Here is a 26,322-nt window from a genome sequence, read left to right as displayed (position 1 = left end):
GTGCTCGGGGTGGATGGGGACGGATGCCCGTCTGTCAGTGCGCGGCGGCGGCCCACGAGTCGCCGCGGCCCACCTGCACCTCGAGCGGCACGCGGAGGTCGGCGGCGTGCGCCATGCGGTCGGTGACGATGCCCTCGAGCGCGTCCCACTCCCCCGCGGCGACCTCGAGGATGAGCTCGTCGTGCACCTGGAGCAGCATGCGCGACGCCATGCCCTGCTCGCGCATGTCGGCTTCGATGCGGATCATCGCGATCTTCATGATGTCGGCCGCGGAGCCCTGGATGGGCGCGTTGAGAGCGGCCCGCTCCGCGTTGTCGCGCAGGACGCGGTTCGGGCTCGTGAGGTCGGGGAACGGGCGGCGTCGGCCGAAGATCGTCTCCGTGAACCCGGCGGCGCGCGCCTCCTCCACCACCTGGCGGAGGTAGTCGCGCACCGAGCCGAAGCGCGCGAAGTAGTCGGTCATGAGCTGCTTCGCCTCCGACGAGGGGATGCGCAGCTGCTTCGACAGGCCGAACGCGCTGAGCCCGTAGGCCAGGCCGTAGCTCATGGCCTTGACCTTCGTGCGCATCTCGGCGCTCACGTCGGCAGGCGTGACGCCGAAGATGCGGGATCCGACGAAGCGGTGCAGGTCCTCCCCCGCCGCGAACGCCTCGATGAGGCCCTCGTCGCCGGAGAGGTGCGCCATGATCCGCATCTCGATCTGCGAGTAGTCGGCCGTGAGCAGCGTCTCGTACCCCTCGCCCACGCGGATGGCGCTCCGGATGCGGCGGCCCTCCTCGGTGCGCACCGGGATGTTCTGCAGGTTCGGGTCGTTCGAGGAGATGCGGCCGGTGGTGGTGCCGGTCTGCACGTAGGTGGTGTGGATCCGCTCGTCGTCGCCGATGCCGCGCTCGAGCGTCTGGATGATCTGGCGCAGCTTGCTCGCGTCGCGGTGCTCGAGCAGCAGGTCGAGGAACGGGTGCGGGTTCGATGCCTGCAGGTCGGCGAGGGCCCCCGCGTCGGTGGAGAAGCCCGTCTTGTTGGCGCGGGTCTTCGGCATGCCGAGCTGGTCGAAGAGCACCTCCTGCAGCTGCTTGGGCGAGCCGAGGTTGATCTCCTTGCCGATCTCCGCGAACGCCCGCTGGGCGAGGTCGGTGATGCGCTCCTGCAGCTGCGCGGACAGCTCGCCGAGCCCCGCCCGGTCGGTGGCGACGCCGCGCAGCTCCATCTCCACGAGCACGAGCAGCGTCGGCATCTCGATGTCGACCATGACCCCGAGGGTGCGCTCGTCGAGCACCTGGCGCAGGGCCTCCTCGACCCGGAGCGTGTACCAGGCCTCGACGGGGGCGGTGAGCGCCTCCGTCTCCGGCACGAGCTGGTTGGCGTCGGGCTCGGGCAGGTCCTCCAGCAGGTACCTGCTGACGAGCGCGGCCAGCGTCTTGTCGGTGAAGCCCGGACGCAGGAGCCACCCGGCCACGAGCACGTCGAACGCGAGCCCCGAGACGGCGAGTCCGGCGCGGCGCATCGCCTTCACCTGGACCTTCGCGTCGGCCATGATCTTGGGCGCATCGCTCGCGAGCCAGCGCTCGAACGGCGCGTAGTCCGCGCGGCCCGACTGCCACGGCAGGCTCACGGACTCGGTGGCGCTGGCGATGCCGAAGCCGACGGGTGTCCCGTCCTGCGTCTCCACCGTGAGACCGAGGCCGTGCGGCGACGCGGCGCTCTGCGTCGCGATCCACTTCGCCAGCTCCTCGTCGAGCAGCTGCTGGGCGTGCGGGGCGGCCGGCGCCGTGGACGGCTCCTGCTCGACCGCGCCCACGGGCGTGTCGGCGCTCGACGCGGAGGCACCCGATCCCTCGAGCTTCAGGACGCGGTCGAGCAGCTGCTTGAACTCCAGCACCTGGAACACCTCGCGGAGCGCGGGCTCGTCGATGGGCTTCCGCTCGAGGTCGTCGGGCCCGAGGGGCAGCTCCACGTCGGTGAGGAGGCGGTTGAGCCGGCGGTTGCGGATGACGTTCTCGTACTGCGCGCGCAGGTTGTCGCCGACCTTGCCCGAGATCTCGTCGCGGTGCTCCAGGACGGCGTCGAGCGAGCCGTACTGGTTCAACCACTTGACCGCGGTCTTCGGGCCGACCTTGTCGACGCCGATGAGGTTGTCGCTCGTCTCCCCCACGAGGGCCGCGATGTCCGGGTACATCTCCGGCTGCACGCCGTACTTCTCGAACACCTTCTCGGCGTCGTAGCGCGTGAGCTGCGAGACGCCCTGGGTGGACGGGTAGAGCAGGGTGACGTCGTCGTTGACGAGCTGGATCGCGTCCCGGTCCCCGGAGACGACGAGGACGCGGTACCCCTGCTCCCGGCCCTGCGTGGCGAGGGTCGCGAGGATGTCGTCCGCCTCGTGGTCCTCCTTGGTGAGGGTGGGGATGTTCATGGTCTTCAGCGCGCGCTCGAGCAGCGGCACCTGCCCGGTGAACTCCACGGGCGTCTCGCCGCGCGTCCCCTTGTACTCCGGGTACTCGCGCGTGCGGAACGAGAAGCGCGAGATGTCGAACGCGACGCCGACGTGCGTGGGCTTCTCCTTCTGCAGGAGGTTGATGAGCATCGCGATGAAGCCGTGCACGGCGTTCGTGTGCTGCCCCTCGCGGTTCTGGAAGCTCTCCGCCGGCAGGGCGTAAAAGGCCCGGAACGCGAGGGAATGGCCGTCGATGACGAGGAGGGTAGGCTTTTCCGTGTTCGGCACGGGCCCAGCCTACCGAGGGCCCCCGACGCCGACCCGGCCTCGGAGGATCGCCCATGACCCAGCCCGCACCCGAGCCGTCCGCCACCGCGCGGCTCCTCCGCCAGCCCCAGGACGTGGGCGCGTTGGCCCAGAAGATGGGCATCGTCTTCCAGGAGCTCAGCCCCGAGCGATCCGTCGCCACCATGCCCGCGGAGGGGAACACGCAGCCCTACGGCGTGGTGCACGGCGGCGCGTACGTGGTGCTCGCGGAGTCGCTCGGATCCATGTCGGCCAACGTCCACGCCGGTCCCGACCGCGTGGCCTTCGGCATCGAGCTCAACGCGAGCCACACGCGCTCCGCGACCGCCGGCACCATCACCGGGACCTGCACGGCGATCCACCTCGGCGGCACGCTCACCACGCACGAGATCGTGATGACCGACGACGAGGGACGGCGCCTGTCGACGGTGCGCATCACGAACATCATCCGCGAGCGCACGCCGCGCTGAGCGCCGTCCGGCCGGGCGCGACGCCCGGCGGGCGCGCTACTTCTTGGCGCTGAGCTGCTCGATGATGGCCTGGGCCACGTCGTGCATGGTGAGGCGGCGGTCCATGGACGCCTTCTGGATCCAGCGGAACGCCTCGGGCTCGGTGAGGCCCATCTTCTCGTTGAGCAGGCCCTTGGCCCGGTCGACGAGCTTGCGGGTCTCGAAGCGCTCGACGAGGTCGGACACCTCGGCCTCGAGCGTGATGATCTGCGCGTAGCGGGCCAGGGCGATCTCGATCGCGGGCAGCAGGTCGTTGGGCGTGAACGGCTTGACGACGTACGCCAGCGCGCCGGCCTCGCCCGCGCGCTCGACGAGCTCCTTCTGGCTGAAGGCCGTGAGGAGGACCACGGGCGCGATGTGGTTGCGGTTCAGGCGCTCGGCCGCGGAGATGCCGTCGAGCTGGGGCATCTTGACGTCCATGATGACGAGGTCGGGGCGCAGCTCGGTGGCCAGCGCGACGGCGGTCTCGCCGTCGCCGGCCTCGCCGACGACCTCGAAGCCGTTGTCGCGGAGGGTCTCCACGATGTCGAGGCGGATGAGCGACTCGTCCTCGGCGACGACGACACGGCGGGGGGCTGCGGGGGTTGCTTCCTGGTCACTCACGGATAGGAGCCTACGGTATCGTCGGCCGGGCCGGGCCGGTGCGCGGCGGAGCGCGGGGATCCCCGCCGCGACGTCGCTCGTACCGGCCGTGCCGGATTGGCGGAATGGCAGACGCGGAGCACTCAAAATGCTCTGTCCGTGAGGGCGTGTGGGTTCGAGTCCCACATCCGGCACCGCATCCCGCGAGGGAGAAGCGAGAGGGCGGGCGACCATGTGGTCGCCCGCCCTCTCGCGTGCCGGCGGGGCCGGAGCCCCGCGTCGTCGTGCTACTTCTCGTAGGCCGGAGCCGCCTCGTTCACGGCGTCGCCGACGACGTGGACGCGCAGCTCGTTGGTCGAGCCGGCGATGCCGGGAGGGGACCCCGCGATGACGACGACCTTCTGGCCGACCTCGGCGAGTCCCTCCGCGAGGAGCACGTCGTCGACCTGGTGGAACATCTGGTCGGTGTGCGTGACCGGCTCGACGAGGTAGGACTGGACGCCCCACGAGAGCGCGAGGCGGCGGCGGATGCCCTCGTTCGGCGTGAACGCGAGGATCGGTATGCCGTTGCGGAGCCGGGTCATGCGACGCACGGAGTCGCCCGACTCGGTGAAGACGCAGAGGAACTTCGCCTCGACGAACTCGGCGACCTCGGCGGCCGCGAGCGTGATGGCCCCGCCCTGCGTGAAGGGGCGCGTGCCGAGCTTCGGGATGCGCTCCAGCCCGTGCTCCTCGGTGGACTCGATGATGCGCGCCATGGTCTTCACGGTGACGACGGGGAACTCTCCCACGCTCGTCTCGCCGCTCAGCATGAGCGCGTCGGCGCCATCGAGCACCGCGTTGGCGCAGTCAGAGGCCTCGGCGCGCGTGGGGCGGGGGCTCGTGATCATCGACTCGAGCATCTGCGTCGCGACGATGACGGGCTTCGCCTTGCGACGGGCGAGCTCGACCGCGCGCTTCTGGACGATGGGGACGGCCTCGAGCGGCAGCTCGACGCCGAGGTCGCCACGGGCGACCATGATCGCGTCGAACGCGTCGACGATCTCCTCGAGCGCGTCGACCGCCTGCGGCTTCTCGACCTTGGCGACGACGGGGACGCGGCGGCCCTCCTCGTCCATGATCTCGTGCACGCGGACGATGTCGGACGCGTCGCGGACGAAGCTCAGCGCGATGAGGTCGGCGCCGAGGCGGAGGCCCCAGCGGAGGTCGGCCTCGTCCTTCTCGGACAGCGCGGGCACGTTGACCGCGACGCCCGGGAGGTTGATGCCCTTGTTGTTGCTCACGGTGCCCGCGACCTCGACCGTGGTCGTGACGCGGGTGCCGTCGGTGGAGACCACGCGGAGCGTGACCTTGCCGTCGTCGATGAGCAGCGGATCGCCCGCCTTCACGTCGCCGGGGAGGCCCTTGTAGGTGGTGGAGCAGATGTCCTTCGTGCCGAGGATGTCCTCGACCGTGATGACGAACGTGTCGCCGAAGGCCAGGTCGTGCGGGCCGTCGGAGAACTTGCCGAGGCGGATCTTCGGGCCCTGCAGGTCGACCAGGACCGCGACTGCGCGGCCCGCGTCGTCGGCGGCCTTCCGGATCGTGGAGTAGATGCCCTCGTGGACGTCGTACGTGCCGTGGCTCAGGTTCATCCGGGCCACGTCCACGCCGGCGTCGATGATGGCGCGGATGCTCTCATAGGAGCTGGTCGCGGGCCCGAGGGTCGCGACGATCTTCGCTCGTCTGGTCATGCTCTGTCTGTCTCGCGTTTCTGCGTCGCACACGGACGCGGTTCGGGTGAGTGGTCGCGGACGCGCGCGCAGGGCGCAGCGGCCGGGTCAGATGGAGAGAGCGCGGTCCGTGGGACGGACCGGGAACGGGAGCTCCGTGTCCCCCTCAAGGTACCGGTCGACGGCGGACGCCGCTGAACGTCCCTCCGCGATGGCCCAGACGATGAGGGACTGTCCGCGGCCCGCGTCGCCCGCGACGAACACGCCGGGCTGGTCGGTCTGGTAGTCCTCGTCGCGCGCCACGTTGCCGCGGTCGTCGAAGGGGACCTCCAGCTGGGACTCGAGCGCGTCCTTCTCGGGGCCGGTGAAGCCGAGCGCGAGGAGCACGAGGTCGGCGGGGATCTCGCGCTCGGTGCCGGACTTCGGCACGCGGCGCCCGTCGCGGAACTCCGTCTCGGCGACGCGGACAGCACGGACGTGCCCGTCGTCGTCCTTGAGGAACTCGACCGTGGTGGCGAGGTAGTGGCGCTCGCCGCCCTCCTCGTGCGCGCTCGACACCTCGAAGAGCGTGGGGTACGTCGGCCACGGCTGGTCGGGGCGGCGCTCCGTCGGCGGCTGCTGGCCGATGGCGAGGTTGGTGACCGAGGCCGCCTTCTGCCGGTGCGCGGTGCCGATGCAGTCCGCGCCCGTGTCACCCCCGCCGAGGACGACGACGTGCTTGCCCTCCGCGTGGATCTGCTCGGGCACCTGGTCCCCGGCCGTCGCGTGGTTGGACTGGCGCAGGTAGTCCATGGCGAAGTGCACGCCGTCGACGTCGCGGCCCGGGATTTCGAGGTCGCGGGGCACGAGCGCGCCCGTGCAGACGACGACCGCGTCGTAGCGGAGCCGCAGGTCGGACCAGGTGATGTCCTTCCCGATGTCGACGCCCGCGCGGAAGCGGGTGCCCTCGGCGGTCATCTGCGCGAGGCGCGCCTCGAGGTGCCGCTTCTCCATCTTGAAGTCGGGGATGCCGTAGCGCAGCAGACCGCCGATGCGGTCGTCGCGCTCGAAGACCGCGACCGTGTGGCCGGCGCGCGTGAGCTGCTGGGCGGCGGCGAGGCCGGCGGGGCCGGATCCGACGACCGCCACGGTCTTGCCCGTGAGGCGCTCGGGCGGATGCGGTTCGACCCAGCCGTTCTGGAAGGCGTCGTCGATGATCGACACCTCGACCTGCTTGATGGTCACGGGCGGCTGGTTGATGCCGAGCACGCACGAGCTCTCGCAGGGCGCGGGGCACAGGCGTCCCGTGAACTCCGGGAAGTTGTTCGTGGCGTGCAGGCGCTCGATGGCCTGCCGGCCCTCCCCGCGCCAGGTGAGGTCGTTCCACTCCGGGATGAGGTTGCCGAGCGGGCAGCCCTGGTGGCAGAACGGGATGCCGCAGTCCATGCACCGGCCGGCCTGGCGCACGAGCTCGCCGCGCTCCTGCTGCTCGTACACCTCCTTCCAGTCCATGAGGCGGACGGAGACGGGTCGGCGCTTCGGGAGCTCGCGCTCCGTCACCTTGAGGAAGCCCTTGGGGTCAGCCACCGGTCACCTCCAGGATGCGCTTCCACGCGACGTCGCCGTCGGGGTCGATTCCCTCGTCCACCGCGGTCTGGCGGGTGGCGAGGACGGCCGCGTAGTCCCGCGGCAGGATCTTGGTGAAGCGTTCCATGGAGGTCTCCGGCTCGGCGAGCAGGCGCTCGGCCACGGTGGATCCGGTCTCGGCGAGGTGCCGGCGGAGGAGGTCGAGCACGATCTCGGCGTCGGCGCTCCCGAGCGGGTGCAGCTCGAGCTCGCCGGTGGCGAGGGCGTCGGTGTTGATGCGGTCGCGGTCGAGGTCGAGCACGTAGGCGGTGCCGCCCGACATGCCCGCGCCGATGTTGCGTCCGGTGCCGCCGAGCACGAGGGCGAGACCGCCCGTCATGTACTCCAGGGCGTGGTCTCCCACGGCCTCGACCACAGCGGTGGCACCGGAGTTGCGGACGAGGAACCGCTCCCCCACCATGCCGCGGATGAACATGGTGCCCTGGGTGGCGCCGTAGCCGATGACGTTGCCCGCGATGACGTTCTCCTCCGCGGGGAAGCCGGCCCTCTCGTCGGGGCGGACGACGATGTCACCGCCGGACAGGCCCTTGCCCAGGTAGTCGTTGCTGTCGCCGACGAGGCGCAGCGTGATGCCGGACGGCATGAACGCGCCGAAGGACTGGCCGGCCGAGCCGCGGAGCGTGACGTCGATGGACCCCGTCGGGAGCCCGTCCACGCCGTGGCCCTTGGTGACGAGGTGGCCGAGCATCGTGCCGACCGCGCGCGCGGTGTTGCGCACGGGCAGATCGATCTCCACACGGCCGCCGTGGTCGAGCACGTCGCGGCTGAGGCGGATGAGCTCGTTGTCGAAGTGGTCCTCGAGCTCGTGGTCCTGCGCCCGGGCGTGCTTACGGGGCTCGTCGTCGGCGAACGTCGGGCCCACGAGGATCGGCGCGAGGTCGAGCCCGGACGCCTTCCAGTGGTCGACCGCGTCCTCGACGCCGAGCAGGTCGTTGCGGCCCACGATCTCGTCGAGCGAGCGGAAGCCGAGCGCCGCGAGGTGCTCGCGCACCTCCTGCGCGATGAACTCGAAGAAGTTGACGACGTGGTCCGCCTTCCCCGGGAAGCGCTTCCGCAGCTCCGGGTTCTGCGTGGCGACGCCCACGGGGCAGGTGTCGAGGTGGCAGACGCGCATCATGATGCAGCCGGAGACGACCAGCGGCGCGGTGGCGAAGCCGAACTCCTCGGCGCCGAGCAGCGCGCCGACGATCACGTCGCGGCCCGACTTCATCTGCCCGTCGACCTGGACGACCACGCGGTCGCGCATGCCGTTGAGGCGCAGGGTCTGCTGCGTCTCGGCGAGGCCGAGCTCCCACGGCGTGCCCGCGTGCTTGAGCGAGTTGACGGGGCTCGCACCCGTGCCGCCGTCGTGGCCGGAGACCAGGATCACGTCGCTCAGCGCCTTCGCGACGCCCGCCGCGACCGCGCCGATGCCCGACTGGCTCACGAGCTTCGTGTGGATCCGGGCGGACGGGTTGGCGCGCTTGAGGTCGAAGATCAGCTGCTTGAGGTCCTCGATGGAGTAGATGTCGTGGTGCGGCGGTGGCGAGATGAGGCCCACGCCCGCGGTCGCGTGGCGCGTGCGGGCCACCCACGGATAGACCTTGCCGGGCGGGAGCTGACCGCCCTCGCCGGGCTTGGCGCCCTGCGCGAGCTTGATCTGGATGTCGTCCGCGTGCGTCAGGTACATGCTCGTGACGCCGAAGCGTCCGGATGCGACCTGCTTGATGGCGCTGCGGCGCTCCGGGTCGAGCAGGCGCTCGACGTTCTCGCCGCCCTCGCCCGTGTTCGACTTGGCGCCGAGCCGGTTCATCGCGATGGCGAGCGTCTCGTGCGCCTCCTCGGAGATCGAGCCGTAGCTCATCGCGCCCGTGGAGAAGCGCTTGACGATGTCGCTGATGGACTCCACCTCGTCGAGCGGCACGGGCGGCCGCGTGCCCGTGCGCAGGCGGAACATGCCGCGCAGCGTCATGAGGTCCTTCGACTGGGCGTCGACCATCGAGGTGTACTCGCGGAAGATGTCGTACCGGCGCATGCGCGTGGCGTGCTGGAGCCGGAAGATCGTGTCCGGGTTGAACAAGTGCGGGGAGCCGTCGCGGCGCCACTGGTACTCGCCGCCCGTCTGGAGCCGCTCGTGCGAGAGCACGGCGCCGTCCGTGGGGTAGGCGCTGCGGTGGCGCGCGGCGTTCTCGGCCGCGATGACGTCGATGCCGACGCCGCCGAGGCGCGTGGTGGTGCCGGAGAAGTACTGGTCCACCAGCTCCTGCGAGAGGCCGACCGCTTCGAAGCACTGGGCGCCCGCGTAGGAGGAGACCGTCGAGATGCCCATCTTGGACATGATCTTCAGCACGCCCTTGCCGAGGCCCTTGATGAGGTTGCGGGTGGCCTTCTCCGGCGTGACGCCCGTGAGCATGCCGCTGCGCACGAGGTCCTCGCACGACTCCATGGCGAGGTACGGGTTAACCGCGGAGGCGCCGTAGCCGATGAGCAGCGCGATGTGGTGCACCTCGCGCACGTCCCCGGCCTCGACCACGATGCCGACCTTCATGCGGGTCTGCTTGCGGATGAGGTGGTGGTGCACGGCGGCGATCATGAGGAGCGACGGGATGGGCGCGAGGTCGCGGGTGGAGTCGCGGTCCGACAGCACGATGAAGCGCGCGCCGTGCTCGATGGCGCGGTCGACCTCGTCGCACATGGCGTCGATGCGCTTCTGCATGGCGAGCGGTCCGTCGTCGACGCGGTACAGGCCGCTGACGATCGTCGTCGTGCGGCTGCCCGGCCGGTGGTCGATGTGGATGACCTTGGCGAGCTCGTCGTTGTCGATCACCGGGAAGTCGAGCACGACCTGCTCGGCGTGCTCGGGCCCCGCGTCGAGGAGGTTGCGCTGCGGGCCGAGGCCGAGGCGGAGGCTGGTGACGACCTCCTCGCGGATGGAGTCGAGCGGCGGGTTCGTGACCTGCGCGAACTGCTGCGTGAAGTAGTCGAAGAGCAGGCGCGGGCGCTGCGACAGCACCGCGATGGGCGTGTCCGACCCCATGGCGCCGAGGGGCTCGGCCCCGACCTTGGCCATGGGCATGAGCAGCATCCGCACCTCCTCCTCGGTGTAGCCGAAGGTGCGCTGGCGTCGGACGACGGAGGCGGGCGTGTGCACGATGTGCTCGCGCTCGGGCAGGTCGGCGAGGTGGATGCGGTTCTCGAGCCACTTCCCCCAGGGCGCGCTGGCCGCGAGCTCGGACTTGATCTCGTCGTCCTCGATGATGCGGCCGGCCTCGGTGTCGACGAGGAACATCTTGCCGGGGCGGAGCCGACCCTTCCGCGCGATGCGCGCCGGGTCGATCTCGAGCACGCCGATCTCGCTGCCGAGCACGACGAGGCCGTCGTGCGTGACGAGGTAGCGGCCCGGGCGCAGGCCGTTGCGGTCGAGGGTGGCGCCGACGAGCGTGCCGTCGGTGAACGTGAGGGCGGCCGGGCCGTCCCACGGCTCCATGACCATGGAGTGGTACTCGTAGAAGTCGCGGCGGGCCGGGTCGATGTCGGTCTGCTTCTCCCAGGCCTCCGGGACCATCATCATCATCGCGTGGGGCAGGCTCCGGCCGCTGAGGCTGAGGAGCTCGAGGACCTCGTCGAACGACGCGGAGTCGCTCGCGCCCGGCGTGACGATGGGAAGCAGGGGCGAGAGGTCGCCGAGCAGCTCCGACTCGAGCTGGGACTGGCGGGCGCGCATCCAGTTGCGGTTCCCCGCGACGGTGTTGATCTCGCCGTTGTGCGCCATCATCCGCAGCGGCTGCGCGAGCGGCCAGGACGGGAAGGTGTTCGTGGAGTACCGCGAGTGCACGATGGCGAGCTTCGAGGCGAAGCGCTCGTCGGAGAGGTCGGGGTAGAAGGGCTCCAGTTGGAGCGTGGTGACCATGCCCTTGTAGACGAGCGTGCGGGACGACAGGGAGATGAAGTACGCGCCGAGCTCCCGCTCCGCCCGCTTGCGCAGGCGGAAGGCGAGGCGGTCGAGGGCGAGGCCGGACGGGCGGTCGGCGGCGTCCGCGGGAGCGTCGGAGGTGAGGAGGAGCTGGCGGAACGCGGGCATGGCCTTGCGGGCCAGGTTGCCGAGGTGGGCCGGGTCCACCGGGACCTCGCGCCACCCGAGCACCCGCAGGCGCTCGGACTCCGCGATGCGCTCGATGCCGGCCTGCAGCTCCTCGCGCTCGGCGTCGTCGACGGGCAGGAACGCCATGCCCACGGCGTACTCCCCCAGGGGCGGCAGGTCGAAGCCCACCACGCCGCGGAGGAACGCGTCGGGGATCTGGGTCATGAGGCCCGCGCCGTCGCCGGTGCCGGCGTCGGAGCCGATCGCGCCGCGGTGCTCGAGGTTCCGCAGCGCGTCCAGGGCGTTGACGATGATGTCGTGTCCGGGCGTGCCGCGCAGGGTGGCCACCATGGCCAGGCCGCAGGCGTCCTTCTCGAACGCCGGGTCGTACAGGCCCTGCTTCGCGGGGAACGCGCCGCCGGGAGGGGAGGTGGAGGAGAACGCCATGGGAACCGTCCTAGATGCACTGCGGAGGGACGTCGCTGGCCCTGTGGTGGGGACCGCCTCGCACGAGGAGACGGTGACCGCGGGGGTGCCCGCGCTGGGGACTAGGCGCCGCGTCCGCTTGTGGCGGGGAGAGCGTGGGAGTCCGACCCGGTGGATGCCCGCTCGGCGTCGCCGTCGGTGAAATCCGATTCCGTGTACACCGATGCTACCCCGCCGTCGCGGCCCGCCTTCGCGCGCGCGCTTACGTCATCCGGCGTGCGGCCCGGAAGGTAGGGGCTCGGCTCGCTGCCGACATGGCGGCGGGTCTGCACGATGAAGAGCACCAGGCCGACCGCCACCGCGATGAACGCGGCCCAGACGTTGGTGCGGATGCCGAGGATGATCTCGCTCGGATCGATGCGGATGGACTCGAACACCATGCGCCCGAGGCCGTACCACATGAGGTAGACGGCGAGGCCGCGGCCCCACTGCAGGCGGACCGCGCGGCCCAGCAGCATGATGAGCAGGGCGCCCGCGACGTTCCACACGATCTCGTAGAGGAACGTGGGGTGGAAGAGCGTGCCCGCCGGGAGCCCGGCCGGGAAGGCCGCGTTCGTCGCGTCCACCTGGAGGCCCCAGGGAAGCGTGGTCGGCGTGCCGAACAGCTCCTGGTTGAAGTAGTTGCCCATGCGGCCCGCGGCCTGCGCGAGCAGGAGGCCGGGAGCGAGCGCGTCGGCGAAGGTCCAGAAGCGGACGCCGGTCCACTTGGAGCCGAGCCACACGCCCACGGCTCCGCCGATGAGCGCGCCGAAGATGGCGATGCCGCCCTCCCACACGTAGAGCACCCGCCAGAGGTTGGCGCCCTCGTAGAAGTAGTCGCCCGGGTGCGTGAGCACGTGGAAGGCGCGGGCCCCCACGATGCCGAGCACGAGCGCGCACAGCGTGAAGTCGATGACCGTGCCCGACTCGACGCCGCGCGCCACGAGGCGGCGGTTGGTGAGGAAGGCGGCGATGAGGATGCCGACGAGGATGCACACCGCGTAGGCGTGGATCACGAAGGTGAGCGGGAGGTCGACGCCGAGGCCCTGGAGCCACGCCGTGACGTCGAACCGGGTGTCGGACGGATCCGGGCTGGGGATGCTCATCGGGACGAACAACGGATGGCGCTCACTTTCGCAGGGGGGTCGGCGGGCGCGGCGGGACCGCGAGCCGGGGGCTACTGTAGCGCGGTTCCGCGCGCGAGATCCGCCGCGGCGCGGGCGACACCGGGGACGCCGCCGTCGGCCAGGGCGGCGACGAGCGCGGAGCCCACGATGGCGCCGTCGGCGTAGTCGAGGACCTCGCGGACCTGGTCGCCCGTGGAGATGCCGATGCCGACGCAGGCGCTCGTGGAGCCGGCGTCGCGCAGGCGCGACACCAGCCCGCGAGCCGCCTGGTCGACGTCCTGCCGCGCGCCCGTGATGCCCATGGTGGACACGGCGTACACGAAGCCGCGGCTGCGCTCGACGGCCTGCTGCAGACGCGCCTCGCTCGAGGACGGCGCGGCGAGGAAGACGCGGTCGAGGCCGGTGCGCTCGGAGGCGGCGAGCCAGTCGGCGCCCTCGTCCGGGATGAGGTCGGGGGTGATGAGACCGGCCCCGCCCGCGGCGACGATGTCGTCGGCGAAGCGCTCGACCCCGTACTGCACGACCGGGTTCCAGTAGGTCATGAGGAGCACGGGCGCGTCCACGCGCTGCGTGATCGCGTGCAGCGCGTCGAAGCCGTCGCGGAGGCGGAAGCCCTGCGCGAGCGCGGTCTGGGTGGCGCGCTGGATGACGGGGCCGTCCATCACGGGGTCGCTGTAGGGCAGGCCCAGCTCGATGACGTCGACGCCGTTCTCGACCAGCGCGACGGCCGCCTCGATGCTCGTGGCGACGTCGGGGAAGCCGACGGGCAGGTAGCCGACGAGCGCGCCGAACCCCTGCTCGCGGCGGAGCGCGATGGCCCGCTCGACGGGGCTGGCGACGGGGGCCGCGGCGTGGGCGGACGCGGTCACGACTGCTCCGCCCCGGCGTCGATGAGGTCGAAGTACGCCCCGGCCGTCTCCATGTCCTTATCGCCGCGACCGCTGAGGTTGATCAGGATGATCGACTCCGGGCCGAGCTCCTTGCCGAGCTCGAGCGCGCCGGCGAGGGCGTGGGCGGACTCGATGGCCGGGATGATCCCCTCGGTGCGGCTGAGCAGGCGGAGCGCGCTCATGGCCTGGTCGTCCGTGACGGGACGGTACGTCGCGCGCCCCAGGTCCGACAGCCACGAGTGCTCGGGGCCGACGCCCGGGTAGTCGAGGCCCGCGGAGATGGAGTGCGAGTCGATGGTCTGGCCGTCCTCGTCCTGGAGGAGGTAGCTGCGCGCGCCGTGGAGCATGCCCGGGCGGCCCTTCGTGATGGTGGCCGCGGTGCGCGGGGTCTCCGCGCCGTCGCCGCCGGCCTCGAAGCCGTAGAGGGCCACGTCGGCGTCGTCGAGGAAGGCGTGGAAGATGCCGATGGCGTTGGATCCGCCGCCCACGCACGCGGCGACGGCGTCGGGCAGCCGGCCGGTGAGCGCGAGGACCTGCTCGCGCGCCTCCTCGCCGATGACCTTCTGGAGGTCGCGCACCATGGCCGGGAACGGGTGCGGACCCGCGACGGTGCCGAAGACGTAGTTCGTGGTCTCGACGTTGGTGACCCAGTCGCGCATGGCGTCGTTGATGGCGTCCTTGAGCGTGCGGGAGCCGGATCGCACGGGGACGACCTCGGCGCCGAGGAGGCGCATGCGGGCCACGTTGAGCGCCTGGCGCTCGGTGTCGACCTCGCCCATGTAGATGACGCAGTCCAGCCCGAAGAGCGCCGCCGCGGTCGCGGTCGCGACGCCGTGCTGGCCGGCGCCCGTCTCCGCGATGATGCGCTTCTTGCCGATCTTCTTGGTGAGCAGCGCCTGGCCGAGCACGTTGTTGATCTTGTGCGAGCCGGTGTGGTTGAGGTCCTCGCGCTTGAGGATGATGCGGGCGCCGCCCGCGTGCTCGGCGAAGCGCGGCACCTCGGTGATGAGGGACGGTCGGCCGGTGTATGTGCGGTGCAGCTCCTGGAGCTCCGCGATGAACGCGGGGTCGACCTTGAGCTCCTCCCACGCCTCCGCGAGCTCGTCGAGCGCGGCCACGAGCGACTCCGGGACGTACCGCCCGCCGAAGTCGCCGAAGTACGGGCCGGTCGCGCTGCGGAGGTCCGTCACGGGCGAACCTCGAGGAACTCGGTGAGGGTGCGGACCGGGTCGCCGGTGACGAGCGCCTCGCCCACCAGCACGACGTCGGCGCCGGAGCGGCGGTAGTGCGCCACGTCGTCGGCGGTCTTGACCGCGGACTCGGCGATGCGGATGACGCCGGACGGGATGGAGTCGGCCAGGGATCCGAAGAGGTCGCGGTCGAGCTCGAACGTGGTGAGGTTGCGGGCGTTGACGCCGACGACCTGCGCCCCGAGGTCGAGCGCACGGGACACCTCCTCCGCCGAGTGGGTCTCGACGAGGGCGGTCATGCCGAGCTCGTTCACGAGCGCGTGCAGCTCGACGAGGGTCTTCTGGTCGAGCGCGGCGACGATGAGGAGCACGAGGTCGGCGCCGGACGCGCGGGCCTCGAGCACCTGGTACGTCTCGCCGATGAAGTCCTTGCGGAGCACGGGGATGGAGACCGTGTCGCGGACCTGCTCGAGGTCGTGCAGGGAGCCGCCGAACTTGCGGCCCTCGGTGAGCACGCTGATGGCGCTGGCGCCGCCGGTCTCGTAGCGGGACGCGAGGAGCGCGGGGTCGGGGATCTCGGCGAGGGCGCCGCGCGAGGGGCTCGAGCGCTTGACCTCGGCGATGATCTTGACGCGCTCGGCCGGCGCGAGGGCGCTCAGCACGTCGAGCGCGGCGGGCCGGGCGAGGGCCGCGGCCTCCACCTCGGCGAGCGGGCGGGTCTCGCGGCGCGTGGCCGCGTCCTCCAGGGCGCCGGCGAGCAGGTCGCCGAGCATCAGGAGTGCGCCTTCGTGGGCGAGGTGCGGTGTCCGTCGACGCCGTAGCCCATCTTCTTCATGATGCCGCCGATCGCGAATCCGAGAAGGACCACCCCTACGGACGCCCACACGACGGGGGCGAGGGAGAAGCAGAAGGCGATGGTGCCCACGGTGAACCCGACGAGCGCGATGACGACAGCCGTCCAGGCTGCCGGAGAGTTGCCGTGGCCGGTGTCTGCTGACTCTGTGGACATGCGTGCTCCTCGATTGTGGGGCGGGCGGGATGGGTCGAGTCTACCGTGCGGCGCCGGGGCGCCCGTCGGGCTGGGGAGGGGCGTCAGGACCGTCGGCGGGCGTGGCGGCGGGCGTCTCCTCGGGATCGCCGGCCTCGCGGCGGGTCGGGTCGCCGCCGCCGCTCAGGCTGTCCCAGGCGCCGACCGGGTCCTCGGTGGGCACGATGCGGCGGGCCGGCGCGTCGGCTGCCGCGTCGTAGCGGGAGCGACCCGTGGGCCAGCGCGGACCCGTCACCGCCACGAGCAGGCCGGTGAGCGCGGAGGCGATGCCGGCGGCGAGGCTCACGGGACCCCAGGGCGTGGTGGTCCACCCGTCGACGAGGTCGGCGACGGGCGTCGATCCGGCCACGCCCGTCACCGCGGTGACGGCGGCCTCGCCGGCCTGCACGGGACCGGAGACGGCGGCGAGGGCCGTGAGGGCCACCGTCGCCCCGATGAGGACCTGCAGGATCCCGAGCACCACGCGCAGCACCCGGCCGGCGATGGCGAGGGCGCCGGCCAGGGCGAGGCTCGACAGCGCGAGCGCGCTCAGGGCGGGCGCGGCGACGCTCCCCGCGACCGGCACCAGCGTGGGCGACTGGCCGCCGATGCGCAGCGTCGACCAGTCCTGCGACCAGCCGAGGAACGTGGCCGCGCTCGTGGCGAGGACGAGCAGGAGGGCGAGGGACTTCGTGCGGCGGGTGACGCGCATCAGCGCACGCGCCGCATGGCCTCGGCGACCGCGACCGCGCGGAGCGGCGCCGCGGCCTTGTTCTGCGACTCGAGGTACTCCGCGTCGGGGTCGGAGTCGGCGACCATGCCGCCGCCGGCCTGCACGTGCGCGACGCCGTCGACGATGGTGGCCGTGCGGATCGCGATGGCGAGGTCGGCATCGCCCGCGAAGTCGAAGTAGCCCACCACTCCCCCGTAGACGCCGCGCTGGGCGGGCTCGAGGTCGTCGATGATCTGCAGCGCGCGCGGCTTCGGCGCGCCCGAGAGCGTGCCGGCCGGGAAGGTGGCGCGGAACACGTCGATGCTCGAGACGCCGGGCCGGAGCGTGCCCTCGACCGAGCTCACCAGGTGCATGATGTGGCTGAACCGCTCGACCCGCATGAACTCGGTGACCTCGACGGATCCCGGGGCGCACGCCTTCAGCATGTCGTTGCGCGCGAGGTCCACCAGCATGAGGTGCTCGGCGCGCTCCTTCGGGTCGGCGAGCAGCGACTCCTCGTGGGCGACGTCCTCCTCCACGGTCGCGCCGCGCGGACGGGAGCCCGCGATGGGGTGCATGTAGACGTGGTCGTCGGTGACGGTGACGAGAGCCTCGGGCGACGAGCCGACGATCGAGTAGGGCTTCCCGTCGGCGTCCTCCAGCGTGAGGAGGTACATGTAGGGGCTCGGGTTGAGCACGCGGAGGACGCGGTAGACGTCGATCGGCTCGGCGGTCGTCGGCTGGTCGAAGCGCTGCGAGACCACGACCTGGAACACGTCGCCCTCGCGGATGTGGTGCTTGCTCCGCGCGATGGCCTCGTGGAAGTCGGCGGGCTGCGTGCGGAGCGTCGGCGACGGCTGGGCCTGGAGGTCGACCTCCGCGAGGAACGTCTCGGACGGGCGCGCGAGGTCGGCCTGCATGCGGTCGAGGCGCGCCTGCGCGTCCGCCCACATGGCGTCCGCGTCGTCGACGCCGTCGTTGAGGGCGGTCGCGACGAGCGTGACCGTGCCGCGGCGGTGGTCGAGGACGGCGAGCTCGGAGACGAAGCTGAGCGCCTGGCCGGGCACGGGCACCTCCGCCGGCGGGCGGTCCGGCAGGCGCTCGATCTGCCGCACGGCCTCCCAGCCGATGAAGCCGACGAGGCCGCCCGTGAGGGGCGGCAGGCCGGGGATGCGCGGGGTCTCCCAGCGCGCGTAGAGCGCGGCGAGGGCGGCGAGCGGACCGTCGGGCGCGTCCTCGCCGAGGGCACGGCGCGCATCCAGCCCGTAGTCGAGCCAGCGGGCCTCGTCGCCCTGCTGCGTGAGCACGCCGAAGGACGAGACGCCGACGAAGGAGAACCGGGTCCAGATGCCGCCCTGGCCGGCGGACTCGAGCAGGAAGCTGCCGGGGCGCCCGGCCGTGAGCTTGCGGTGCACGCCCACGGGGGTCTCGCCGTCCGCGAAGACCTCGCGGAGCACGGGGATCACCCGGTGGTCGACCGCGAGGGCGTCGAAGCCCTCGCGCGTGGTGGTGCCGGGCGCGGAGGCGCCGGGGCGCGGGGTCTCGCTCATGGGGTGGGCCCTTCGTCGGCGGTGGGGCGGGTACCCGGGATGGGGTGGAGGTGATCCGCGTCGAAGCAGGTGCGCGTGCCGGTGTGGCACGCCACTCCTACCTGGTCGACCTGGACGAGGACCGTGTCGCCGTCGCAGTCGAGCGCCGCGTCGCGCACGTACTGGGCGTGGCCGGAGGTGTCGCCCTTCCGCCAGTACTCCCGGCGGGAGCGCGACCAGAACGTGACGCGACCGGAGGTGAGCGTGCGGCGGAGGGCCTCGCGGTCCATGTAGCCGAGCATGAGCACCTCGCGCGTGTCGTGCTGCTGGATCACCGCGGGCAGGAGCCCGTCGTCGGCGAAGGACGCCCGGGCGAGGATGCCGTCGACGTCGGGGAGCGGGTCGGACCCGTGCGTGCCGGTCATCGGACCACCTGACCGGCCTCGCGCAGGGCGCCCTTGACGTCGCCGATGGTGAACCGGCGGGAGTGGAAGACGCTCGCGGCGAGCACGGCGTCGGCGCCGGCCTCGATCGCTGGCGCGAAGTGGGCGAGCTCGCCGGCGCCGCCCGAGGCGATGACGGGGACGCGGCTCGCGGCGCGCATCGCGGCGACGAGCTCGAGGTCGAACCCGTCGCGCGTGCCGTCGGCGTCGATGGAGTTGACGAGCAGCTCGCCCGCCCCGCGCTCGACGGCCTCGCGAGCCCAGGCGACGGCGTCGATGGTCGTGCGCGTGCGGCCGCCGTGCGTGGTGACGACGAATCCGGATGCGGTGTCGCCCCGGGTCACGTCGAGCGAGAGCACGCAGACCTGCGCGCCGAACCGGTCGGCGATCTCGCCCACGAGGTCGGGACGGGCGATGGCCGCGCTGTTGACGCCGATCTTGTCGGCGCCGCTCGCGAGGAGGCGCGCCACGTCGACGGCGCTGCGCACTCCCCCGCCCACGGTGAGCGGGATGAAGACCTGCTCGGCCGTCGCGCTGACCACGTCGTACATGGTCGAACGGTCCTCGACCGTGGCCGTGACGTCGAGGAACGTCAGCTCGTCCGCGCCCTGCTCGTAGTAGAGGCGCGCCAGCTCGACGGGGTCGCCCGCGTCCTGCAGGTCGAGGAAGTTGACGCCCTTGACGACACGGCCGGCGGCCACGTCGAGGCAGGGGATGACGCGGACGGCGAGGTCGCCGGAGGACGGGGACCCGGGCACGGGCACGGGCACGGGACGGTCGGCGACCACGTCAGATCCGGGCGGCGTGGATGGGGCTGACGAGGATCGCGCGCGCGCCCACCTCGTGCAGGCGGTCCATGATCTGGTTCGTGTCGTCGCGCGGCACCATCGAGCGCACGGCGACCCACGCGGGATCCTGCAGCGGCGAGATGGTGGGCGACTCGATGCCCGGCGTGATGGCCGTGGCGGCGTCGAGCAGGTCGAGCGGCACGTCGTAGTCCATGAGCACGTAGCGACGCGCGACGAGCACGCCCTCGAGGCGGCGGAGGAGCGTCGCGGCGCCCGCCTTCTCCTCGGCGCCGGAGATGAGCACGGCGGTGGAGCGGAGGATCACGGGGCCGAAGATCTCGAGCCCGGCCTTCCGGAGCGTGGTGCCGGTCTCGACCACGTCGGCGATCGCGTCGGCGACGCCGAGCTGGATGGCGGACTCGACCGCGCCGTCGAGGCGGATGAGCTGCGCCTCCACGCCGTGCTCGCGGAGGAACCCGCCGACGAGGACGGGGTAGCTCGTGGCGATGCGGACCCCCGCGAGGTCCGCCAGGTCCTGGAACCGGCCGACCGGGCCGGCGAAGCGGAACGTGGATCCCGCGAAGCCCAGCTCCGCGGTCTCGGACGCCTCGGACGCCGAGTCGATGAGGAGGTCGCGGCCGGTGATGCCGACGTCGAGCGCGCCGGAACCGACGTAGGTGGCGATGTCGCGCGGGCGGAGGTAGAAGAACTCGACGTCGTTGCGCGCGTCGAGGACGTAGAGCTCCTTCGGGTCACGCCGGCCGGCGTACCCGGCCTCGGCGAGCATCTGGGCGGCGGTCTCGGCGAGCGAGCCCTTGTTGGGCACGGCGACACGGAGCATGGGGATCACTTCTTCCTGGGGTGGGGTCGACGGGTGACGGGGCGCGTCACAGATGTCGGCCGACGTCCTCCAGGGTGAGCCCGCGCGCGATCATCATGACCTGCACGTGGTACAGCAGCTGCGAGATCTCCTCGGCCGCGCGGTCGTCGGACTCGTGCTCGGCCGCCATCCAGACCTCGGCGGCCTCCTCGACGACCTTCTTGCCGATCGCGTGCACGCCGCCGTCGAGCTCGCGGACGGTGCCGGACCCCTCGGGCCTCTCGGCGGCGATGCGGGTGAGCTCGCCGAACAGGTCATCGAAGGTCTTCACGTGCTCCAGGGTACAGCCGCGCGAAGGGGCCCCGGCACGACGACGGGAGGCCGGGAGCGATGCGCTCCCGGCCTCCCGGTGGTGGTGCTGGTCGTGCGTGGTCGCGGTGCTAGCCGACGCCCTGCAGGTCGATCACGAAGATCAGCGTGCGGCCGGAGAGGCGGTGGCCGCCGCCCGCGGGGCCGTAGGCGAGCTCCGGCGGCACGACGAGCTGGCGGCGTCCGCCGACCTTCATGCCGGGGATGCCCTGCTGCCAGCCGGCGATGAGGCTGCGGAGGGGGAAGCGCACGGACTGGCCGCGGCTCCAGGACGAGTCGAACTCCTCGCCGGTCTCGAAGTCGACGCCGAGGTAGTGCACGTCGACCGTGTCGCCGGGCTGGGCCTCGGGGCCGTCGCCCACGGTGACGTCGGAGATGGTGAGCTCTGCGGGGGCCGGGCCGTCGACGGGCTCGACCTCGGGCTTGGTGGTGTCGGTCATGGATCCAGTCAAGCAGATCCGCGCCGGGCCTCCGTCAGTGCGCGTGCGTGTGGGCCTCGGCGGCGCGGCGCAGCTCGGCGATGGACGCCTCGGGGTCGCCGCCGCGGAAGACGCCGGATCCGGAGACGAACGTGTCGGCGCCCGCCTCGGCCGCGCGGCCGATGGTCTCCACGTCGATGCCGCCGTCGACCTGCAGCCACACGTCGTGCCCGGAGTCGCGGAGGCGCGAGCGGAGGGCGCGGAGCTTGGGCATCGTCTCGGGCATGAACGACTGGCCGCCGAAGCCGGGCTCCACCGTCATCACGAGCACCTGGTCGAACTCGGCGAGCAGGTCGAGGTAGTCGTCGACGGGGGTGCCGGGCTTCAACGCGATGCCGGCGCGCGCGCCGATCGCGCGGAGACGGCGGGCCAGCGCGACGGGCTCCTCCGTGGCCTCGGCGTGGAAGGTGACGCTCGCGGCGCCCGCCTCCGCGTAGCCGGGGGCCCAGCGGTCGACGTCGTCGATCATGAGGTGGATGTCGAGCGGGACCGGGGTCACCTCCTGGAGGCGCTGCACCATCGGCAGGCCGAACGTGAGGTTCGGCACGAAGTGGTTGTCCATGATGTCGACGTGGACGAGGTCGGCCGTGGCGAGGCGCTGGATCTCGCGCTCGAGGTTCGCGAAGTCGGCGGACAGGATGCTCGGTTCGATGCGGACGGGCATGCCCCGACCCTACCGGCGGGTCAGCAGGGCGATGAACATGGCGTCCGTGCCGTGCCGGTGGGGCCAGAGCTGGACGCTGGATCCGCGGGCGCCCGCGTCCGGGTCGGCCTCGGGCAGCTCGAGGTCGCCGTCGGCCACCTCCTGCAGCACGGCGCGCGTGTCGAGCGCCGTCACGTCCGGGTGGCGCTGCAGCGCGGCCTGCACGATGGCGCGCGTCTCGGCGAGGTGAGGCGAGCACGTGACGTAGGCGAGGATCCCGCCGGGCGCGAGCGCGCCTATCGCGGAGTCGATGAGGCCGGTCTGGAGCGCGCCGAGGCCCGCGACGTCGCGCGGGGTCTTGCGCCAGCGCGCCTCGGGCCGGCGGCGGAGGGCGCCGAGGCCGCTGCACGGGGCGTCGAGCAGGATCCGGTCGAAGGCGCCCGGGTGCTCCTCCCCCACGGTGGTGCCGTCGGCCTCCCACACCTCGGTGTCGCCGGGGACGGCGCGGAGGGCGTCGCGGACGAGTCCCGCCCGCGCGGGGACGAGCTCGTTGGCCGTGAGCAGGGCGCCGGAGCGGCCGGCCTCGGCGGCGAGCAGCGCGGCCTTGCCGCCGGGGCCCGCGCACAGGTCGAGCCAGCGCTCGCCGGGGGTGACGGGCCGGGCGCGGCTGAGCGCGAGGGCGGCGAGCTGGGAGCCCTCGTCCTGCACGCGCACGCGGCCCTCGGCGACGCCGGGCGCGTCCACCGGGTCGCCGCCCTCGAGGTAGGCGCCGACGGGCGAGAACGCGGCCGGCTGCTCGCCCGTCTCAGCGACGGTCGCGAGGCCGGGGAGCGCGACGAGGCTGACGGCGGGCGCGGCGTTGTCGGCGCTCAGCAGGTCCTCGAGCTCGTCGGCGCGGCCCTCGCGGGCGAGCGCCTGGCGGAGGGCGCGCAGCACCCAGAGGGGGTGGGAGTGCTCGAGCGCGAGGCGCTCGTCGTCGCTCGCGGCGCTGTCGAGCACGCGCTGCCGCCACTCGGCGGGCTCCGAGCGCGTGATGGTGCGGAGGACGCCGTTGACGAAGCCCGTCGCGGAGCGGGATCCGACCGCGCGCGCCATGTCGACGCCCTCGTTGACGGCGGCGTGCGTGGCGACGCGCATGCTGAGGAGCTGGTGCACGGAGAGGCGCAGCACGTCGAGGATGGGGGCGTCGATCGCGGTGACGGGGCGGCCGGCGGCCAGCTCGATCACGCGGTCGTAGTAGCCGGACATGCGCAGCGTGCCGTAGGCCAGCTCGGTGGCGAGCGCGGCGTCCTGCGCGGAGAGGGCCGCGCGGCGGATCCGGACGGGCAGCAGCAGGTTCGCGTACGCGTCCGACTCGCGCACCGCGCTCACGACCTCGTAGGCGACGCGGCGGGCGGGGCTCACGGTGGCGGGCCCGCCGACGTCGGGGCGGTCGTCGGCGCGGCGGCCTCCTCCCGAGGGGCGGCGTCCGCCCGGCCGGCGGGCGGAGGATCCGGTGCTCTCGCTCATCGTGCGGTGACGTCCTTCCTCGTGATGCCGCGCCACCAGTCGGCGGCGGGCATGGCGCTCTTCCCGGCGGGCTGCACCTGGATGAGCTCGACCGGGTGGGTCGCGGTGCCGACGGCGACGCGGCCGTCGACGGATCCGAGCGCGCCGGGCGCGAGCGGCGCGGCATCGCGCAGCGCGGCGGCGCGGTGGACCTTGAGGCGCACGTCGTCCACGGAGGTGTGCGCGCCGGGCTCGGGCGTGACGCCGCGGATCCGGGCGAGCACCTCCTCCGCGGGCCGCGCCCAGTCGATCCGGCCGTCGTCGATCGTGGTCTTGGGGGCGAGCGTCGGCTCGCCCTCCTGCGGGCGCGCGACGGCCGTGCCCGCGCCGATGGCGTCGACCGTGCGTTGCAGCAGGTCGGCGCCCTGCTCCGCGAGCGCGTCGAGGACGTGACCGGCCGTCTCGTGCTCGCCCGTGGGGCGTTCCTCCATCGCGAACACGGGCCCGGTGTCCATGCCGCGCTCCAGCTGGAAGACGCTCGCGCCCGTGACGCGCTCGCCGGCCATGATCGACCGCTGCACGGGGGCGGCGCCGCGCCACCGGGGCAGCAGCGAGAAGTGCAGGTTGATCCAGCCCTTCGCGGGAGTGGAGAGCAGCGGCTCGCGGACCAGGCCGCCGTAGGCGACGATCACGCCGAGGTCGGCCCCGACCGCGGCGATGCGCGCGGTGGCCTCGTCGTCGAGGAGGTTGGTGCGGAGCGTCGGGATCCCGAGCCGCTCGGCCTCCGCGGCGACGGGCGACGGGGTGAGCACGCGCTTCCGGCCGAGCGGCGCGTCGGCGCGCGTGACGACGAGGGCGACCTCGTGGCCGGACGCGGCGAGCAGCCGGAGCGAGGGGACGGCCGGGAGCGGCGTGCCGGCGAAGACGAGTCTCATTGCGGGTCCCTTCCGGGGACGACGTGCGGGTGGGCGGGGCGGGCGGAGGCGGCGGCGGCCGGGGCGGCGCAGCGGTCCGCGGCGGCAGGGCGGGCGGCGTGGGCGACGTGCATCAGAACAGCCCCGTGTCGTCGAACCGTACACGGAGGGGGACCGTGGGCCGGAACCCGGTGCGGCCCGCGACCGGCTTGCGGCGGCTCGAGGCGTTGCGCACGACGGCCGCCCGCAGCTCCCGCGCCGCGTCGGCGCCCCGGGCGTAGTCGAGCCGGACGATGGCGCGCACGCGGCCCTGCTCGGTGGGCACGGGGCCGAGCACGTCGACGCCCTCGATCCCGGCCAGGCGCTCGACGGCCGCCCCGACCGCATCCGGCAGGCCCTCGACGCTCGCGGCGCGCACCGCGGGCGGGAAGCGCAGGGCGCGGCGCTCGAGCAGCTCCTCGCGCGCGTACCGCGGCTGCTGCCAGGTGGCGAGCGCCCGGGCGACCTGCCCGCCGACGCCCACGAGCATCACGGGCGCGCGCGGTGCGGCGAGGGCGGCGGCGTTCGACCACTGGCGGAGCACGTCCTCCCCCACCCGCAGGCTCTCGCGCGCGAGCATCCGCTCGCCGTCGAGCAGGAGGATCGCGCGGTAGCCGCCCGCCGCCACGGGCTCCGCGCCGCGCGTCGCGACCACGAGCCGCGACTCCGCGTCCACCTCCTGCACCTGGCGCTCGCCGTCGGCGACCACGACCTGCACGCCGGGGAACGCGCGGCCGAGCTCCTCCGCGGTGCGGCCCGCGCCGATGGTGACGAGGCGCAGCTCGTCGGATCCGCAGTTGGCGCACGTCCAGTCGCCGGCGAGGTGGCCGCACCAGCCGCACGTGGGCGTGCTCGTGGCGGTGGACATGCCGAGCGGGCCGGTGCACACGGTGCAGCGCGCGGCCTGCCGGCACGCACGGCAGGCCACGAGCGGCGCGTAGCCGGGGCGGGCGACCTGGATCAGCACCGGCCCGTGCTCCACCGCGTCCTTGGCGGCGCGCCACGCGCCCGAGGGGATGCGCGCCTGGCGCGCGAAGCCCTCGTCACCCGTCTGCGACGTGGTAGGGATGACGCGCGGAGGCCGGTTCACGGCGGGCGTGACGCTCCCCAGGTGGCCGATCGCGACGAGCCGCTCGACCTCCGTGCTCCGCGAGTGGGCGAGGAGGACGAGCGCCGTGCCCTGCTGCTGCGTGCGGAGGAGCGCCACGTCGCGGGCGTGCGCGTAGGGGCTGAGCGGCTCGGCGTGCAACGGGTCGCCCTCGTCCCACAGCGCGATGAGGCCGAGGCACGCGGCGGGCGCGTAGACGGCGGAGCGGTTGCCGACGACGATGCGCGGCTCCTCGCCGAGCCCCTGGAGGAACGCGCGGTAGCGGTCGGGGCCGGACTGGCGGGCATCGGTGCGGATGACGGATCCGGCGGGCGCGTGGGCCCGGAGCGCCGTCTCCAGCTGGTCCTGGTCGCGGTAGTCGGGCACGACGAGGACGCTGCTGCGGCCCGACGCGAGCACCCGGACGGCGGCCTGCGCGAGCGTGACGGCCCAGCGCCCGGCCCATGCGCCGCCGGGCAGCTCGACGACCTCGGGGATCGCGTCGACGGACGCGCGTCCGGACGCGTCGACCACGGCGTCGAGCGAGCCGGGGGCGTAGCCGTCGATCGGAGGCAGGGCGGGGTCCCCGACCGGAGCGGCCTCGGCATCGTCCGTCCGATCGCCGGCGTCGGCAGCCGCCGCGAGGCCCGCGAGGTGCGCCTTCTCCACGCGCACCTGCCGCGGCGGCACCGCCAGCCGCACGACGTCGGACGCCGTGCCCGCCTGCCGATTCGCCACGGCGCGCGCGAGCGCCCAGACCTCCGGCCGCAGCACGGGCAGCGGCGACACGACCTGCTCGACCTCGCTGAGCGCGCCGTCGTAGCCCTGCCCGTCGCCGACCTCGATGACGTAGCCGTCGGCCACGCGTCCCGCCGAGCGCAGCGGCACGCGCACGCGGACGCCGGGCACGCACGTCGCGCGCAGCGCCTCGGGCACCGCGTAGTCGAATAGCCGGTCGAGCTGCGGGAGCGGCGAGTCCACCATCACCCGCACCACGGGCGGGCGCGCGCCGGACGCGGCGTCCGTGGTCGCGGATCCGCCGACGGGCGCGGTCTCCCCCGCGGTCATCGCGCGCCCCCGGTCACG

At 73.0% G+C, this 26,322-nt stretch carries 22 protein-coding genes and 1 tRNA gene; 2 read left to right on the top strand and 21 right to left on the bottom strand.

The window, feature by feature from the left end; translation table 11 throughout:
- Positions 1–34: 34 nt before the first annotated feature.
- Complete coding sequence (polA, locus tag AWH51_RS09195; RefSeq protein WP_063071777.1) at positions 35–2,719, bottom strand: DNA polymerase I; 2,685 nt, start codon at positions 2,717–2,719, stop codon at positions 35–37.
- A gap of 53 nt (positions 2,720–2,772) precedes the next feature.
- On the opposite strand from polA, the gene AWH51_RS09190 reads away from it, so the two are divergent.
- On the top strand, positions 2,773–3,207 hold the full coding sequence (locus AWH51_RS09190; protein ID WP_063071776.1) for a PaaI family thioesterase: 435 nt from the start codon (positions 2,773–2,775) through the stop codon (positions 3,205–3,207).
- 36 nt (positions 3,208–3,243) lie between these two features.
- Here AWH51_RS09190 and AWH51_RS09185 read toward each other — a convergent pair whose 3' ends face one another.
- Positions 3,244–3,849 (bottom strand): ANTAR domain-containing response regulator, encoded by a 606-nt coding sequence (locus tag AWH51_RS09185; RefSeq protein ID WP_063071775.1) that lies wholly within the window; start codon positions 3,847–3,849, stop codon positions 3,244–3,246.
- A 90-nt stretch (positions 3,850–3,939) separates the two neighbouring features.
- On the opposite strand from AWH51_RS09185, the gene AWH51_RS09180 reads away from it, so the two are divergent.
- A tRNA-Leu gene (locus AWH51_RS09180) sits at positions 3,940–4,022 on the top strand.
- Positions 4,023–4,115: 93 nt separating this feature from the next.
- Here the strand turns inward: AWH51_RS09180 and pyk are convergent.
- From pyk to AWH51_RS09085, 19 genes are all read right to left on the bottom strand, one after another.
- The gene (gene pyk, locus AWH51_RS09175; RefSeq protein WP_063071774.1) at positions 4,116–5,561 is read right to left on the bottom strand and encodes a pyruvate kinase; all 1,446 of its coding nucleotides are present in this window, start codon (positions 5,559–5,561) and stop codon (positions 4,116–4,118) included.
- 87 nt (positions 5,562–5,648) lie between these two features.
- On the bottom strand, positions 5,649–7,106 hold the full coding sequence (locus AWH51_RS09170) for a glutamate synthase subunit beta (protein ID WP_063071773.1): 1,458 nt from the start codon (positions 7,104–7,106) through the stop codon (positions 5,649–5,651).
- Positions 7,099–11,673 carry a glutamate synthase large subunit gene (gene gltB / locus AWH51_RS09165; protein WP_063071772.1) on the bottom strand — a complete coding sequence of 1,525 codons (4,575 nt, stop codon included), beginning with the start codon at positions 11,671–11,673 and terminating at the stop codon, positions 7,099–7,101. The genes AWH51_RS09170 and gltB overlap by 8 nt, the downstream gene beginning before the upstream one ends.
- 101 nt (positions 11,674–11,774) lie before the next feature.
- Positions 11,775–12,797, bottom strand: a complete 1,023-nt coding sequence (lgt, locus tag AWH51_RS09160; protein ID WP_063071941.1) for a prolipoprotein diacylglyceryl transferase — start codon at positions 12,795–12,797, stop codon at positions 11,775–11,777.
- Positions 12,798–12,868: 71 nt separating this feature from the next.
- A complete protein-coding gene (trpA, locus tag AWH51_RS09155) occupies positions 12,869–13,687 on the bottom strand; it encodes a tryptophan synthase subunit alpha (RefSeq protein ID WP_063071771.1) in 819 nt (272 codons plus the stop codon).
- On the bottom strand, positions 13,684–14,898 hold the full coding sequence (gene trpB, locus AWH51_RS09150) for a tryptophan synthase subunit beta (protein WP_063071770.1): 1,215 nt from the start codon (positions 14,896–14,898) through the stop codon (positions 13,684–13,686). The genes trpA and trpB overlap by 4 nt, the downstream gene beginning before the upstream one ends.
- Positions 14,895–15,671: an indole-3-glycerol phosphate synthase TrpC gene (gene trpC / locus AWH51_RS09145; RefSeq protein ID WP_063071769.1), complete on the bottom strand. Its 777-nt coding sequence runs from the start codon at positions 15,669–15,671 to the stop codon at positions 14,895–14,897. Before trpC ends, trpB begins: the two co-directional genes overlap by 4 nt.
- The gene (locus AWH51_RS09140) at positions 15,671–15,907 is read right to left on the bottom strand and encodes a DUF6704 family protein (protein WP_063071768.1); all 237 of its coding nucleotides are present in this window, start codon (positions 15,905–15,907) and stop codon (positions 15,671–15,673) included. The genes trpC and AWH51_RS09140 overlap by 1 nt, the downstream gene beginning before the upstream one ends.
- A gap of 40 nt (positions 15,908–15,947) precedes the next feature.
- Positions 15,948–16,637 carry a Trp biosynthesis-associated membrane protein gene (locus AWH51_RS09135; protein WP_063071767.1) on the bottom strand — a complete coding sequence of 230 codons (690 nt, stop codon included), beginning with the start codon at positions 16,635–16,637 and terminating at the stop codon, positions 15,948–15,950.
- Complete coding sequence (locus tag AWH51_RS09130) at positions 16,637–18,187, bottom strand: anthranilate synthase component I (RefSeq protein WP_063071766.1); 1,551 nt, start codon at positions 18,185–18,187, stop codon at positions 16,637–16,639. The genes AWH51_RS09135 and AWH51_RS09130 overlap by 1 nt, the downstream gene beginning before the upstream one ends.
- On the bottom strand, positions 18,184–18,591 hold the full coding sequence (gene hisI / locus AWH51_RS09125; protein WP_063071765.1) for a phosphoribosyl-AMP cyclohydrolase: 408 nt from the start codon (positions 18,589–18,591) through the stop codon (positions 18,184–18,186). Before hisI ends, AWH51_RS09130 begins: the two co-directional genes overlap by 4 nt.
- Positions 18,588–19,397 (bottom strand): imidazole glycerol phosphate synthase subunit HisF, encoded by an 810-nt coding sequence (gene hisF / locus AWH51_RS09120; RefSeq protein ID WP_414146351.1) that lies wholly within the window; start codon positions 19,395–19,397, stop codon positions 18,588–18,590. Before hisF ends, hisI begins: the two co-directional genes overlap by 4 nt.
- Position 19,398: 1 nt before the next feature.
- On the bottom strand, positions 19,399–20,238 hold the full coding sequence (gene hisG, locus AWH51_RS09115; protein ID WP_063071939.1) for an ATP phosphoribosyltransferase: 840 nt from the start codon (positions 20,236–20,238) through the stop codon (positions 19,399–19,401).
- Positions 20,239–20,284: 46 nt separating this feature from the next.
- Positions 20,285–20,548: a phosphoribosyl-ATP diphosphatase gene (locus AWH51_RS09110; protein WP_012038459.1), complete on the bottom strand. Its 264-nt coding sequence runs from the start codon at positions 20,546–20,548 to the stop codon at positions 20,285–20,287.
- Positions 20,549–20,657: 109 nt separating this feature from the next.
- A complete protein-coding gene (locus AWH51_RS09105) occupies positions 20,658–21,026 on the bottom strand; it encodes an FKBP-type peptidyl-prolyl cis-trans isomerase (protein ID WP_063071764.1) in 369 nt (122 codons plus the stop codon).
- 34 nt (positions 21,027–21,060) lie between these two features.
- Positions 21,061–21,729, bottom strand: coding sequence for a ribulose-phosphate 3-epimerase (gene rpe, locus AWH51_RS09100; RefSeq protein ID WP_063071763.1), 669 nt, complete (start codon positions 21,727–21,729; stop codon positions 21,061–21,063).
- 9 nt (positions 21,730–21,738) lie between these two features.
- Positions 21,739–23,217: an RsmB/NOP family class I SAM-dependent RNA methyltransferase gene (locus AWH51_RS09095; protein WP_175345500.1), complete on the bottom strand. Its 1,479-nt coding sequence runs from the start codon at positions 23,215–23,217 to the stop codon at positions 21,739–21,741.
- Entirely contained in the window at positions 23,214–24,131 is a 918-nt protein-coding gene (fmt, locus tag AWH51_RS09090) for a methionyl-tRNA formyltransferase (RefSeq protein WP_063071762.1), read from the bottom strand. Before fmt ends, AWH51_RS09095 begins: the two co-directional genes overlap by 4 nt.
- A 112-nt stretch (positions 24,132–24,243) precedes the next feature.
- Complete coding sequence (locus AWH51_RS09085; RefSeq protein ID WP_081235018.1) at positions 24,244–26,304, bottom strand: primosomal protein N'; 2,061 nt, start codon at positions 26,302–26,304, stop codon at positions 24,244–24,246.
- Positions 26,305–26,322: the final 18 nt, after the last annotated feature.

Origin of the sequence: Clavibacter tessellarius (genome assembly GCF_001618005.1) — a bacterium.
GTDB classification, from domain to species: Bacteria; Actinomycetota; Actinomycetes; order Actinomycetales; family Microbacteriaceae; genus Clavibacter; species Clavibacter tessellarius_A.
Note: the sequence above shows the minus strand (reverse complement) of the source record. Positions and strands in the feature narration are given on the sequence as shown.